Here is a 14,394-nt window from a genome sequence, read left to right as displayed (position 1 = left end):
TGACTTTTCATGGGCTGTACCGGCACCTTCGCGGCGGCCCGCGCGTTGGACGTGATGGCAGACCTCCCGGCACGGTGGGGTCCTCGCATACGATGGTCGCTGCTCCAGTAGTCCTTGGTAGTCCCCAGTGATACCTAGCAGTTTTCAGAGAAAACCGACCGTGCCAGGCCCGACCGGCAAGGAGACCAACCCCCGTGTCCGTCCTCCAGAAGATCATGCGTGCAGGCGAAGGCAAGATCCTGCGCAAGCTGCACCGCATCGCGGACCAGGTCAACTCCATCGAAGAGGACTTCGAGAGTCTCTCCGACGCCGAGCTGCGCGCCCTCACGGACGAGTACAAGCAGCGGTTGGAGGACGGGGAGACCCTCGACGACCTGCTGCCCGAGGCGTTCGCGACTGTCCGTGAGGCCGCCCGGCGCGTGCTGGGCCAGCGCCCGTACGACGTGCAGCTGATGGGCGGCGCCGCGCTCCACCTCGGTTACGTGGCGGAGATGAAGACCGGTGAGGGCAAGACCCTGGTCGGCACGCTGCCCACGTACCTGAACGCGCTGTCCGGCAAGGGCGTCCACCTGATCACGGTGAACGACTACCTGGCCGAGAGCCAGTCCAAGCTGATGAGCCGTGTTCACAAGTTCCTCGGCCTGTCCGTGGGCTGCATTCTTGCCAATATGACGCCGGCGGAGCGCCGCGAGCAGTACAACTGCGACATCACGTACGGCACGAACAACGAGTTCGGCTTCGACTATCTCCGCGACAACATGGCGTGGTCCCAGGACGAGCTCGTCCAGCGCGGCCACAACTTCGCGGTGGTCGACGAGGTCGACTCCATCCTCGTCGACGAGGCCCGTACGCCGCTGATCATCTCCGGCCCCGCCGACCAGGCCACGAAGTGGTACGGCGACTTCGCCAAGCTCGTCACCCGCCTCAAGAAGGGCGAGGCGGGCAACACGCTGAAGGGCATCGAGGAGACCGGCGACTACGAGGTCGACGAGAAGAAGCGCACCGTGGCCATCCACGAGCCGGGTGTGGCCAAGGTCGAGGACTGGCTCGGGATCGACAACCTCTACGAGTCGGTCAACACACCGCTCGTGGGTTATCTGAACAACGCGATCAAGGCCAAGGAACTCTTCAAGAAGGACAAGGACTACGTCGTCATCGACGGCGAAGTCATGATCGTCGACGAGCACACCGGCCGTATCCTCGCCGGCCGCCGCTACAACGAGGGCATGCACCAGGCGATCGAGGCGAAGGAAGGGGTGGACATCAAGGACGAGAACCAGACCTTGGCGACCATCACCCTTCAGAACTTCTTCCGCCTCTACGAGAAGCTCTCCGGCATGACCGGTACGGCGATGACCGAGGCCGCCGAGTTCCACCAGATCTACAAGCTCGGCGTCGTCCCGATCCCGACCAACAAGCCGATGGTCCGTGCGGACCAGGCCGACCTGATCTACCGCACCGAGGTCGCCAAGTTCGACGCGGTGGTCGACGACATCGCGGAGAAGCACGGGCACGGCCAGCCGATCCTGGTGGGTACGACGTCCGTCGAGAAGTCCGAGTACCTGTCGCAGCAGCTCAACAAGCGCGGTGTTCAGCACGAAGTGCTGAACGCGAAGCAGCACGACCGCGAGGCCGCGATCATCGCGCAGGCCGGCCGCAAGGGCTCCGTCACCGTCGCCACGAACATGGCCGGTCGTGGTACCGACATCAAGCTCGGCGGCAACCCGGACGACCTCGCGGAGGCCGAGCTGCGCCAGGCCGGGCTCGACCCGGTCGAGCACGTCGAGGAGTGGGCGGCCGCGCTGCCCGCCGCCCTGGAGAAGGCCGAGCAGGCCGTCAAGGCCGAGTTCGAGGAGGTCAAGGACCTCGGCGGGCTCTACGTTCTCGGTACGGAGCGGCACGAGTCGCGGCGTATCGACAATCAGCTGCGTGGTCGTTCCGGCCGTCAGGGCGACCCGGGTGAGTCCCGCTTCTACCTGTCGCTCGGTGACGACCTCATGCGGCTCTTCAAGGCGCAGATGGTCGAGCGCGTGATGTCGATGGCCAACGTGCCGGACGACGTACCGATCGAGAACAAGATGGTGACCCGTGCCATCGCCTCCGCCCAGTCGCAGGTCGAGCAGCAGAACTTCGAGACGCGTAAGAACGTCCTGAAGTACGACGAGGTGCTCAACCGGCAGCGCGAGGTCATCTATGGCGAGCGCCGCCGCGTCCTGAAGGGCGAGGACCTGCAGGAGCAGGTCGTGCACTTCATGGACGACACGATCGACGAGTACATCGGCGCCGAGACCGCCGAGGGCTTCGCCGAGGAGTGGGACCTCGACCGGCTGTGGGGCGCGTTCAAGCAGCTCTACCCGGTCAAGGTCACCGTGGAGGAGCTCGAGGAGGAGGTCGGGGACCGGGCCGGTCTCACCGCCGAGTTCATCGGCGAGGCCGTCAAGGACGACATCCACGCGCAGTACGAGGAGCGCGAGGAGCAGCTCGGCTCCGAGATCATGCGTGAGCTGGAGCGCCGGGTCGTGCTGAGCGTGCTCGACCGCAAGTGGCGTGAGCACCTCTACGAGATGGACTACCTCCAGGAGGGCATCGGGCTGCGCGCCATGGCGCAGAAGGACCCGCTGGTCGAGTACCAGCGCGAGGGCTTCGACATGTTCACCGCCATGATGGAGGGCATCAAGGAGGAGTCCGTCGGCTACCTGTTCAACCTGGAGGTCCAGGTCGAGCAGCAGGTCGAGGAGGTCCCGGTGGCGGACTCCAAGCCCGCCGCCACGTCGCTCGACAAGGCCGACAGCCAGGACGCCGTGCCCGCGCAGGCCGGTGGCCGCCCGGAGATCCGCGCCAAGGGCCTGGACGCTCCGCAGCGTCCCGACCGGCTGCACTTCCAGGCGCCGAACGCCGAGGGCGGTGTCGACGAGGGCGACTTCGTGACCGAGGGCGGGCCCACGCGCTCCTCTGCGGACGGGATGACCCGTGCCGAGCGGCGCAAGCAGCAGAAGGGCCGCCGCCGCAAGAAGTGACGCGAAGCGTGTGACGCGGCGCGTATGACGCGGAGCGTGAAGGGGCCGGGCACGGGGTGCCCGGCCCCTTCACGCGTTCTGGGGCGGGGGACGGGTGCCTGACTGCTTCGCGCGTTCTGGGACGAGGCACGGGTGCCTGGCCGCTTCGCGCGTTCTGGGGCGGGGGACGGGTGCCTGGCCGCTTCGCGCGTTCTGGGACTGGGGACGGGGGCCCGGCTGCTTCACGCGCTCTCGGGCGGGGCTGCGTCACTCGTCGCTGTCCCGGGCTTCCCGTGGTGGGCGGCCGGCGAGTTCTACCGCTGTGCAGCGCCAGCGGTGGTCGTCGCCCAGGGTGAGGCGGAAGGCCAGGGCGTGGAGGCGGGGGCCGACCGCGATGCGGGCGAAGACCTCGTAGCTGCCGGGGGCGGGTTCGAAGTGGCCGATGCCGTGGACGGTCGGCCGGGGGCCCGCGCCGTGCAGCAGGGCGCGGTGTTCCACCAGCCACAGTAGGTCGTCGAAGGCCTGGTGCGCGGCGTGCCGGGCGAACCAGTGCAGGGGCCTGTCGCCGCTGAGCACCAGGAGCAGGCGCTGGGTGAACAGCTCGGTGGGGTGCGGCGGGACCTGGGGTGGGACGCGCCGCGGTGCCGCTCCGGGGCGGCGGGTGTCGCGGCGGATGGGCGGCCGGGTGGTTCCGCGTGGCCCCCGCCTGTTCATGACCTTCTGCACGACGCCTCCCGATACCGACCGGTAACTCCTCGTGGGGATCTTGTACGAGGTCGGAGGGTGCGGCGGCAAGGGCCGGTCGGTGGCGCCGGGGCGCGGCGGAGGGTTCCCCTATCAGGGTGACCGGGCCGTCGCGAGGGCCGGGGCCCCGGGAACGTACGAAGGCCGGCCGAGGGTGGGTGTTGACGTCCGGGCGGACGCGGGCGGCGGCCCGAAGGGGGACGCCCCCACGTATCCTGAAGCCCCCGACGCAGAGCAGAAAGCAGCCGGACCATGCGCGTGTACGTACCTCTGTCCCTGCCTCGACTCGCAGAGGCGTACAAGGCCGGCGAGATCGGGCCCGCGCCCGTGACCGCCTTCGCCGTGACGCCCGCGCTGCGCGAGTGGTACCTGTCCGAGGACATCGAGGAGCTGGAGTACGCGGCGCTCAACCGCGCTGCGCTCGCCTCGCTGCGGCTCGTCGCCGCCGACCCGGGCGCCGCGCGCCGCCGGGTCGTCGTCGCCGTGGACGTGCCGGACGGGTCCGTCGTCGCCGACCCGGACCGGGGGCTCGACCCGGCCGCGCTCGGCGAGCTGACGGTGCGCGAGACCGTGCCGCTGGCGAAGGTCGCCGCCGTGCACGTCGACTCGGGCGACGCCGACGCCGATGTCACGGCCGCCGCGGAGGCGCTGGCCGCGGCCGACCGGGGCGACGGTGACGCGCAGTTCGTCGTGGACGGCGCCGAGGACCATGACCTGTTGTGGTTCGCCACGCAGGAGATCCCGGGTCTTGTGGGTGAGGGCGAACACTGAGGGACCCGGCTCAGGGGTGGGTAGTTTCTTGTCATGGGGAGTGACTTCGGGATGCACACGGGCACGCACATCGTCTGGGACTGGAACGGCACGCTGTTCCACGACAACGACGCCGTCATCCGCGCCAGCAACGCGGCCTTCGCGGCGGTCGGCCTTGAGCCGATCACGTTGGAGAAGTACCGCGAGCTGTACTGCATACCCATCCCCAAGTTCTACGAGCGGCTGATGGGCCGGCTGCCGACTCAGGCCGAGTGGGCGGCGATGGACGGCGCGTTCCACCAGCACTACGCGCGGTACGCGGTGGACTGCCGGCTCACCGAGGGCGTCGAGCTGCTGCTGGCCGGCTGGCAGGAGGCCGGGCGCAGCCAGTCCATCCTCAGCATGGCGGGGCATGAGGAACTCGTGCCGCTGGTACGGCAGTTGGGGATCGCGGAGCGGTTCGTGCGCGTCGACGGGCGGACGGGGCCCTCCGGGGGGAGCAAGGCCGAGTACATGGTGCGGCACCTGGGGGTTCTCGACGGTGTGGCTCGGGAGCGGACCGTGGTCATCGGGGATGCGGCCGACGATGCGGTGGCGGCGGGGGCCGCGGGGGTGCGGGCGGTTCTCTATACCGGGGGGTCGCACAGTAGGGCGAGTCTTGAAGGGGTGGGGGTGCCGGTCGTGGACACGTTGGGGGATGCGGTGCGGGTGGCGGAGCGGATGGTTGCGGCGGCGTGAGGGGTGTGTTCGGTCGTCGGTGGGACTGAAAGATCGGGGCTCTGCCCCAAACCCCGCGCCTCAATCGCCGGCGGGGCTTGATGGGCTCAATCGCCGCACGGGCTTGAAAGGCCTGCTCAATCGCCGCAGGGGCTTGAAAAGCAGGGACTCGGGTGGGCATAGGTATACGGATCCCGATGGCCCGTGCGGAGATGCGTATACGGGGCTCCGGGGATACCGATGCCGGGGGGTGTGGGGATCGGCAGGCTGTAGGGGTGTCGCGTGGTCCGGAGGAATGGCGTGGCGGGGTGTCGGACGGCAGTGGTCAACTCCTCACGGCTGTCGTGGCATCGACCCCTCGTCGCTGCGTCCGGGGCACGGCGCGTTTCGGTGGCTGCCCTCGTCGGCGGGGCAGCCACCGCACTTGCGTGTCAGGGTCAGGACGTAGGTGCCTTCGCCCGCAGCACCGTCAGGAACTCCCGCATCCAGCCCGAGTGGTCCGGCCAGGCGCGGGAGGAGACCAGCGTGCCGTCGACCACCACCTCCGCGTCGTGGAAGGTGGCGCCCGCCGCCTGCATGTCCGGTTCGAGCGCCGGGTACGCCGTGACGCGCCGGCCCCGCAGCCCGTCCACTGCCGCCGTCAGGAGCGGGCCGTGGCAGATCTGCGCGACGGGCCTGTCGGTGTCGAAGAAGGACTTGACGATCTTGCGGAGCTCGGCGTCGCCGCGCAGGTACTCCGGCGCCCGGCCGCCCGGGATCACCAATGCGGCGTACTGGCCCGGGTCGACTTCGGAGAAGGCCAGGTCGGCGGGCCAGGTGTAGCCGGGCTTCTCCGTGTACGTGTCGAAGCCGGGTTCGAAGTCGTGGACCACGAACCGGAGCTTCTTCCGGGTCGGGGCCGCGATGTCGACCCCGTAACCCTCCTCGCGCAGCCGCTGGTACGGGTACAGGACTTCCAGCGACTCCGCCGCGTCGCCGGTGACGATCAGGATTTTGGGTGCCATTGGTCACACACTCTCCTCGCCGGGATCCGCCGTGTCGTGCGCCCAACGTGTCGCCGCGCCGCTGCGCTGGCAAGAGCCCGTACTGCGCAAGGGCTCCAGGGGTTCTGTGCAGAGTGTCAAAGTTCGACCCCCCGTTTTGTACACAAGCGGCTCATGACGACGCACCCTCGGGGAGCGATAGCCTGGTCCCGTGATCAGCGCGATATCTCGCGGGGGCATCGTCGCCCCCTGCCCGCGCCGGGAGCTCACGACCCGCCACAGCAGTGGTCGTGCCCGGCGCTCAGTCGCTGATCATTTCGGGCGGATGGCCTCTTCGTTGAAAACGGCGCATTGTGGTCCGCTCTTCTCTCATCCCGGCATAACGTCGTCTCAGACCGGAAACCCCGCGTCGAGGCGTTGTGTCGAGCGATTCATCTACGCGACATCTACGTCTCGCAACGGCGCGCGACAGGAGCCAGAGGACAATGCAGACCAAGCTGGACGAAGCCAAAGCCGAGCTGCTCACCAGGGCCGCCCGGGTAGCTGAGAACAGCCCGGTAGGGGGGAACCTACCGACCGGGGCGACGGGCGAGGGCACGCGGGCCACCGGGACCACCAAGACCGCCCGGTCAGCCGGGACCTCCAAGGACCCAGACAGCGTGCTCGCGTTCCTCCAGCGCTACTACCTGCACACCGCACCGGAGGATCTGAGCGACCGTGATCCGGTCGATGTCTTCGGGGCCGCGCACTCGCACTACCGCCTCGCGGAGAACCGCCCGCAGGGCACGGCCAACGTGAAGGTGCACACGCCGACCGTCGAGGAGAACGGCTGGACGTGCAGCCACTCGGTCGTCGAGGTCGTCACGGACGACATGCCGTTCCTGGTGGACTCCGTGACGAACGAGCTGTCGCGGCAGGGGCGTGGCATCCACGTCGTCATCCACCCGCAGATCACCGTCCGGCGCGATGTCGCCGGCAAGCTCCTCGAGGTGCTGCCGGCCGGCACGTCCACCGAGGACCACGACGTGCTCACCGAGTCGTGGATCCACGTCGAGATGGACCGCGAGACCGACCGCGCCGACCTCAAGCAGATCACCTCCGACCTGCTGCGCGTCCTGTCCGACGTACGGGAGTGCGTCGAGGACTGGGAGAAGATGCGGGACTCGGCGCTGCGCATCGCCGAGGAGCTGCCGGGCGAGCCGACCGCCGGGGACCTGCCCGACCAGGAGGTCGAGGAGGCCCGCGAGCTGCTGCGCTGGCTGGCCGCCGACCACTTCACGTTCCTCGGGTACCGCGAGTACAACCTCTCCGAGGACGACTCGCTGGCCGCCGTGCCCGGCACCGGACTCGGCATCCTGCGCTCCGACCCGCACCACGAGCGCGACGAGCACCACCCGGTGTCCCCGTCCTTCAACCGGCTGCCGGCCGACGCCCGTGCCAAGGCCCGCGAGCACCGCCTGCTGGTCCTCACCAAGGCCAACAGCCGCGCCACCGTGCACCGGCCGAGCTACCTCGACTACGTCGGCGTGAAGAAGTTCGACTCCGAGGGCAATGTCGTCGGCGAGCGCCGCTTCCTCGGGCTGTTCTCCTCCGCCGCGTACACCGAGAGCGTGCGCCGCGTCCCGGTCATCCGGCGCAAGGTCCAGGAAGTCCTGAAGGGCGCGGGCTTCTCGCCCAACAGCCACGACGGCCGTGACCTGATGCAGATCATGGAGACGTACCCGCGCGACGAGCTGTTCCAGACGCCCGCCGACGAGCTGCGCCCCATCGTGACGTCCGTCCTGTACCTCCAGGAGCGCCGCCGGCTCCGGCTCTACCTGCGCCAGGACGAGTACGGCCGCTACTACTCGGCCCTCGTCTACCTGCCGCGCGACCGCTACACGACGGGCGTGCGGCTGCGGATCATCGACATCCTCAAGGAGGAGCTCGGCGGCACCAGCGTCGACTTCACCGCGTGGAACACCGAGTCGATCCTCTCCCGGCTGCACTTCGTCGTCCGCGTTCCGCAGGGCACCGAACTGCCGGAGCTCTCCGACGCCGACAAGGACCGCATCGAGGCCCGCCTCGTCGAGGCCGCCCGCTCCTGGGCCGACGGCTTCGGGGAGGCGCTGAACGCCGAGTGCGGCGAGGAGCGCGCCGCCGAACTGCTGCGCCGCTACGGCCAGGCGTTCCCCGAGGGCTTCAAGGCCGACCACTCGCCGCGCGCCGCCGTGGCCGACCTGGTCCACCTCGAACAACTCACGCAGGAGAACAAGGACTTCGAGCTCTCCCTGTACGAGCCGGTGGGCGCGGCCCCCGGCGAGCGCCGCTTCAAGATCTACCGGATCGGCGCGCCCGTCTCGCTCTCCGCCGTCCTGCCGGTGCTCCAGCGCCTGGGCGTCGAGGTCACCGACGAGCGCCCGTACGAGCTGCGTTGCAGCGACCGCAAGACGGCGTGGATCTACGACTTCGGCCTGCGCATGCCGAAGCCGTCGAACGGCAACGGGGACGACCTCGGGGCCGACGGCCGCGAGCGCTTCCAGGACGCCTTCGCCGCCACCTGGACCGGCCTCGCCGAGAACGACGGCTTCAACTCCCTCGTCCTGGGCGCCGGTCTGAACTGGCGTCAGGCGATGGTGCTGCGCGCGTACGCCAAGTACCTGCGCCAGGCGGGGTCCACTTTCAGCCAGGACTACATGGAGGACACCCTCCGGACGAACGTGCACACCACGCGCCTGCTGCTGTCGCTGTTCGAGGCGCGGATGTCCCCGGACCGGCAGCGCGCCGGGACCGAGCTGATCGACGGTCTGCTCGAAGAGGTCGACGGCGCCCTCGACCAGGTCGCCAGCCTGGATGAGGACAGGATTCTCCGTTCCTTCCTCACCGTCATCAAGGCGACGCTGCGCACGAATTTCTTCCAGGAGGCGGGGGGCGGCAAGCCGCACTCGTACGTCTCCATGAAGTTCGATCCGCAGGCCATTCCGGACCTGCCCGCGCCGCGGCCCGCGTACGAGATCTGGGTGTACTCGCCCCGTGTCGAGGGCGTGCACCTGCGCTTCGGCAAGGTCGCGCGCGGTGGCCTGCGCTGGTCGGACCGGCGTGAGGACTTCCGTACGGAGATCCTCGGCCTGGTGAAGGCGCAGATGGTGAAGAACACCGTCATCGTGCCGGTCGGCGCCAAGGGCGGCTTCGTCGCCAAGCAGCTGCCCGACCCGTCGGTGGACCGCGACGCCTGGATGGCCGAGGGCATCGCGAGCTACAAGACGTTCATCTCGGCGCTGCTCGACATCACCGACAACCTGGTCGCCGGTGAAGTGGTCCCGCCCGCGGACGTCGTCCGTCATGACGAGGACGACACGTACCTCGTGGTCGCGGCCGACAAGGGCACGGCGTCCTTCTCGGACATCGCGAACCAGGTCGCCGAGTCGTACAACTTCTGGCTCGGTGACGCCTTCGCCTCCGGCGGCTCGGCCGGCTACGACCACAAGGGCATGGGCATCACCGCCCGCGGCGCCTGGGAGTCCGTCAAGCGGCACTTCCGGGAGCTGGGTGTCGACAGCCAGTCCGAGGACTTCACGGTCGTCGGCGTCGGCGACATGTCCGGTGACGTGTTCGGCAACGGCATGCTGCTCTCCGAGCACATCCGCCTGGTCGCCGCCTTCGACCACCGGCACATCTTCATCGACCCGAAGCCCGACGCGGCCACCGGCTTCGCCGAGCGCCGCCGGATGTTCGAACTGCCGCGCTCCTCGTGGGCGGAGTACAACAAGGAGCTGATCTCGGCGGGCGGCGGCATCTTCCCGCGCTCCGCCAAGTCGATCCAGCTCAACGCCCACATCCGCGAGGCCCTCGGCATCGAGTCCGGCCAGGCGAAGATGACCCCGGCCGAGCTGATGAAGGCGATCCTCCAGGCGCCGGTCGACCTGCTGTGGAACGGCGGCATCGGTACGTACGTCAAGTCGTCGGTCGAGTCCAACGCGGACGTCGGCGACAAGGCCAACGACCCGATCCGCGTCGACGGCCAGGACGTGCGCGCCAAGGTCATCGGCGAGGGCGGCAACCTCGGCGCGACCCAGCTGGGCCGCATCGAGTTCGCCCGCGGCGGCGGCCGCGTGAACACCGACGCCATCGACAACAGCGCGGGCGTCAACACCTCGGACCTCGAGGTGAACATCAAGATCCTGCTCAACGGGTTGGTCTCCGACGGTGACATGACGGTCAAGCAGCGCAATAAGCTGCTCGCCGCCATGACGGACGAGGTCGGGCACCTGGTGCTGCGCAACAACTACGCGCAGAACACGGCGCTCGCCAACTCCTGCGCCCAGGCGCCGTCCCTGCTCCACGCCCATCAGCGGTTCATGCGCCGCCTGGGCAAGCAGGGCCACCTGGACCGGGGCCTGGAGTTCCTGCCGACCGACCGGCAGATCCGTGAACTCCTCAACTCCGGCCGGGGGTTGAGCCAGCCGGAGCTCGCCGTCCTCTTCGCGTACACGAAGATCACGGCGGCGGACGAGCTGATCCAGACGTCCCTGCCCGACGACGCGTACCTGCGCCGCCTGCTGCACACGTACTTCCCGAAGCCGCTGCGCGAGAAGTACGGCGAGGCGATCGACGGGCACGCGCTGCACCGCGAGATCATCACGACGGTCCTCGTCAACGACACGGTGAACACGGGTGGTTCGACGTTCCTGCACCGCCTCCGTGAGGAGACGGGCGCGTCCCTGGAGGAGATCGTGCGGGCGCAGCTCGCCGCGCGCGAGATCTTCGGCCTCAGCGAGGTCTGGGACGCGGTCGAGGCGCTCGACAATGTCGTCGCCGCGGACGTCCAGACCCGGATCCGCCTGCACTCGCGGCGACTTGTCGAGCGCGGCACGCGGTGGCTGCTCAACAACCGCCCGCAGCCGCTCCAGTTGGCGGAGACGATCGACTTCTTCAAGGAGGACGTCACCAAGGTCTGGGCGGAGATGCCCAAGATGCTGCGCGGCTCCGACGCCGAGTGGTACCAGGGCATCGTCGACGAGCTGACCGGCGCGGGTGTGCCGGAGGAGCTGGCGGAGCGTGTCGCCGGGTTCTCGTCCGCGTTCCCGACGCTCGACATCGTGCAGATCGCCGACCGCATGGGCAAGGACGCGCTGTCCGTCGCCGAGGTCTACTACGACCTCGGGGACCGGCTCTCCATCACGCAGCTCATGGACCGCATCATCGAGCTGCCGCGTTCCGACCGCTGGCAGTCCATGGCCCGCGCGTCGATCCGTGAGGACCTGTACGCGGCGCACGCCGCACTCACCGCCGACGTGCTGGCGGCGGGCAACGGGACCTCGACGCCCGAGCAGCGGTTCAAGGCGTGGGAGGAGAAGAACGCGGCGATCCTGGGCCGGGCGCGCTCGACCCTGGAGGAGATCCAGAGCTCGGACGCGTTCGACCTGGCGAACCTCTCGGTCGCCATGCGCACGATGCGCACGCTGCTGCGTACGCACTCGTAGCGGGTACGCGGAAGGGGGCGCCCCGAGCCGGATCTTCGGCTCGGGGCGCCCCCTTTTCGTACGGTCGGCGCCTACGCGGCGACGGGCGCCTTCGGTTTCTTCGGCTTCGGCTTGGCCGGACCCGCGGCATTGGTGAACGCCTCGTACTCCTTGAGGACGTCCTCGGTCGGCCCGTCCATCCGCAGCTCGCCGCGCTCCAGCCACAGCACCCGGTCGCAGGTGTCGCGGATGGACTTGTTGCTGTGGCTGACGAGGAAAACGGTCCCCGCGCGCTGCCGCAGCTCCTTGATCCGCTGCTCGGACCGCTTCTGGAAGGACCGGTCACCGGTGGCGAGCGCCTCGTCGACCAACAGCACGTCGTGCTCCTTCGCGACGGCGATCGAGAACCGCAGCCGGGCGGCCATGCCGGACGAATACGTCCGCATCGGCAGCGTCACGAAGTCGCCCTTCTCGTTGATCCCGGAGAAGTCGACGATCTCGTCGTACCGGTCCCGCACCTGCTCGCGGGACATGCCCATCGCGAGCCCGCCGAGCCGTACGTTGCGCTCGCCGGTCAGGTCGTTCATCAAGGCCGCGTTCACGCCGAGCAGCGAGGGCTGCCCGTCGGTGTAGATGGCCCCGTTCTCGGTCGGCAGCAGCCCGGCCACGGCCTTCAACAGGGTGGACTTCCCGGACCCGTTGGTCCCGATGAGCCCGATGGCCTCGCCTCGGTAGGCGGTGAAGGACACGTTCTTCACCGCGTGCACCTTGCGCACCCCCGCCCGCTTCTCGGCCTTCTTCCGGCCGCCGAGGATGCGGCTGAGGGCGGCGGTCGCGGCGCCGCGGCCCGTGCCGGTCCCGTTGACCCGGTAGACGATGTCGACGCCGTCGGCGATGACGGTGGGTACCTGTCCGGTGGTGTTGTCAGCCACGATGTCAGCCACGTCCGTACGTCTCCTCGGCCTTCCAGAAGTAGATGAACCCGCCGACGCCGGCGAGCAGCGCCCAGCCGACCGCCAACGCCCAGATGTGCGGCGGCAGTTGAGCATCGGTGAAGCTGTCGATGAGCGCGAAGCGCATCAGGTCGATGTAGACGGCGGCCGGGTTGGCCTGGAGCAGCGTCGATACGAACGACGGGATGCCCCGCCCCTCCGTCAGCCGGGTCAGGCTCCACATCACGCCGGACGCGTACATCCACGTACGCAGCAGGAACGGCATCAGCTGCGCGAGGTCCGGGGTCTTCGAGCCGAGCCGCGCCATGATCAGCGCGAGCCCGGTGTTGAACACGAACTGGAGCGTCAGCGCGGGCACGGCGAGGAACCAGGACAGCGCCGGCGGCACGCCCGTCGCCAGCAGGATGACCACCAGCGCACACATGGAGAACAGCAACTGCTGGAGCTGCTGGAGGCAGAACGAGACCGGGAGCGCGGCCCGCGGGAAGTGCAGGGCCCGGACGAGCCCGAGGTTCCCGGAGATCGCTCGCGTCCCCGCCATCACCGACGACTGCGTGAACGTCCACACGAACACGCCCGTGACCAGGAACGGGATGTAGTCCGGCACACCCCTGCTCGTGCCCATGAGCTTGCCGAAGATGAGGTAGTACACCGCCGCGTTCAGCAGCGGCGTGAGCACCTGCCAGACCTGCCCGAGCTTCGCCTGGCTGTACTGGGCGGTGAGCTTGGCGGTCGAGAAGGACGCGATGAAGTGCCTGCGCTGCCACAGCTGACGGACGTACGCGGGCAGCGAGGGCCGCGCGCCGCTGACGCTCAGCCCGTACCGGGCGGCGAAGGCCGCCGGATCCTCGGGGACAGGGACGGACCGCGGTGTCTCCTGCGGGGGAGGCGTGTCCAGGACCTGGCTCACATCCGCTGCTTTCGGTCGGGGGTGGTTCGGAGGTTCGGCTCCGGCCGTTCATCTGCCGTTCACGTCGGGACGGGCCCGTATCGTCGTGACGTGAGAGTAGGGCGGATCGACGTCGGAACGCAACCGTTTCGTCCTCGCGCACTTATGCTTTGCCATATGACGACCAACGCCGACTCCCCCAAGCCGACGCGCCGCAGGGCCCCCGCCGGTGCGGCCGTCCTGCGCGAGGACGTGACGGAGGCCATCCGCGCGGCCGTCTTCGAGGAACTGGCCTCGGTCGGCTACGCGCGCATGTCCATCGAGGGCATCGCGCGCCGCGCGGGCGTCGGCAAGACGGCGGTCTACCGCCGCTGGAAGTCCAAGCTCCACCTGGTCCTCGACCTGGTCTCGGCGATCGCCGTGCAGGGCCTGCCCGCCCCGGACACCGGCTCCCTGGAGGCCGACCTCCGCCTCCTCTACGAGGTCACGTCACGCGCGCTGCGCCACCCCGTGGCCGGCCAGATCATCCCCGACCTCCAGGCGGAGGCGGCCCGCAACCCGGAGATCGCCGAGGCCCTGCAGAAGGCGCTGCGCGAGGGGCAGCACGGGGTGGCGAACGGCATCGTACGAGCGGCGGTGGAGCGCGGCGAGCTGCGCGAGGGCCTCGACGAGGACCTCGCGCTCGACCTGATCTCGGGACCGCTGTACTGGCGCGCGGTGGTGGTCCGCACCCCCAAACTCCCGAAGGGGCACCTGCCGCGCTTGGCGGCGGCGACGGCGGCGGGGCTCAAGGCGCTGTGAGGGTGTGTGAGGGAACGGGGCTGGGACTGTGCCCACGGCCTCCGGGTCGAGGTTGTCGACGTTGATGGTCGGCGGAGCCACGCGGTTGTACAGCGCGAGCACCGACGCCACGGACTCGAC

At 69.3% G+C, this 14,394-nt stretch carries 9 protein-coding genes; 5 read left to right on the top strand and 4 right to left on the bottom strand.

The window, feature by feature from the left end:
* The first annotated feature begins 194 nt into the window (after positions 1-194).
* Positions 195-3,017, top strand: coding sequence for a preprotein translocase subunit SecA (gene secA, locus ACWD2L_RS38830; RefSeq protein WP_351341978.1), 2,823 nt, complete (start codon positions 195-197; stop codon positions 3,015-3,017).
* A gap of 246 nt (positions 3,018-3,263) precedes the next feature.
* Here secA and ACWD2L_RS38825 read toward each other — a convergent pair whose 3' ends face one another.
* Complete coding sequence (locus ACWD2L_RS38825) at positions 3,264-3,722, bottom strand: Rv3235 family protein (protein ID WP_351341976.1); 459 nt, start codon at positions 3,720-3,722, stop codon at positions 3,264-3,266.
* A gap of 270 nt (positions 3,723-3,992) precedes the next feature.
* Here ACWD2L_RS38825 and ACWD2L_RS38820 point away from each other — a divergent pair, with 270 nt between their 5' ends.
* Both ACWD2L_RS38820 and ACWD2L_RS38815 read left to right on the top strand, forming a co-directional pair.
* Complete coding sequence (locus ACWD2L_RS38820) at positions 3,993-4,511, top strand: DUF6912 family protein (protein ID WP_351341974.1); 519 nt, start codon at positions 3,993-3,995, stop codon at positions 4,509-4,511.
* A 33-nt stretch (positions 4,512-4,544) separates the two neighbouring features.
* A complete protein-coding gene (locus ACWD2L_RS38815) occupies positions 4,545-5,228 on the top strand; it encodes an HAD family hydrolase (protein WP_351341972.1) in 684 nt (227 codons plus the stop codon).
* Positions 5,229-5,644: 416 nt separating this feature from the next.
* On the opposite strand, the gene ACWD2L_RS38810 is transcribed toward ACWD2L_RS38815, so the two are convergent.
* A complete protein-coding gene (locus ACWD2L_RS38810; RefSeq protein ID WP_351341970.1) occupies positions 5,645-6,211 on the bottom strand; it encodes a DJ-1/PfpI family protein in 567 nt (188 codons plus the stop codon).
* A gap of 464 nt (positions 6,212-6,675) precedes the next feature.
* Here ACWD2L_RS38810 and ACWD2L_RS38805 point away from each other — a divergent pair, with 464 nt between their 5' ends.
* Positions 6,676-11,652, top strand: coding sequence for an NAD-glutamate dehydrogenase (locus tag ACWD2L_RS38805; RefSeq protein WP_351341968.1), 4,977 nt, complete (start codon positions 6,676-6,678; stop codon positions 11,650-11,652).
* 71 nt (positions 11,653-11,723) lie between these two features.
* On the opposite strand, the gene ACWD2L_RS38800 is transcribed toward ACWD2L_RS38805, so the two are convergent.
* Together ACWD2L_RS38800 and ACWD2L_RS38795 are read right to left on the bottom strand one after the other, a co-directional pair.
* Entirely contained in the window at positions 11,724-12,575 is an 852-nt protein-coding gene (locus tag ACWD2L_RS38800; protein ID WP_351346089.1) for an ABC transporter ATP-binding protein, read from the bottom strand.
* A complete protein-coding gene (locus ACWD2L_RS38795; RefSeq protein ID WP_351346092.1) occupies positions 12,568-13,494 on the bottom strand; it encodes an ABC transporter permease in 927 nt (308 codons plus the stop codon). Before ACWD2L_RS38795 ends, ACWD2L_RS38800 begins: the two co-directional genes overlap by 8 nt.
* A 156-nt stretch (positions 13,495-13,650) precedes the next feature.
* On the opposite strand from ACWD2L_RS38795, the gene ACWD2L_RS38790 reads away from it, so the two are divergent.
* Positions 13,651-14,274 (top strand): TetR/AcrR family transcriptional regulator, encoded by a 624-nt coding sequence (locus ACWD2L_RS38790; protein ID WP_351346095.1) that lies wholly within the window; start codon positions 13,651-13,653, stop codon positions 14,272-14,274.
* Positions 14,275-14,394: the final 120 nt, after the last annotated feature.

The organism is Streptomyces sp. NPDC002754, assembly GCF_053592315.1.
This window is presented reverse-complemented; position numbering and strand designations above follow the sequence as displayed.

Excerpts from the sequence above, each read along its gene's own strand:
- ACWD2L_RS38820 (WP_351341974.1), top strand. The coding sequence starts at position 3,993 with ATGCGCGTGTACGTACCTCTGTCCCTGCCTCGACTCGCAGAGGCGTAC.
- ACWD2L_RS38815 (WP_351341972.1), top strand. The coding sequence starts at position 4,545 with ATGGGGAGTGACTTCGGGATGCACACGGGCACGCACATCGTCTGGGAC.
- ACWD2L_RS38810 (WP_351341970.1), bottom strand. The coding sequence starts at position 6,211 with ATGGCACCCAAAATCCTGATCGTCACCGGCGACGCGGCGGAGTCGCTG.
- ACWD2L_RS38805 (WP_351341968.1), top strand. The coding sequence starts at position 6,676 with ATGCAGACCAAGCTGGACGAAGCCAAAGCCGAGCTGCTCACCAGGGCC.
- ACWD2L_RS38790 (WP_351346095.1), top strand. The coding sequence starts at position 13,651 with ATGACGACCAACGCCGACTCCCCCAAGCCGACGCGCCGCAGGGCCCCC.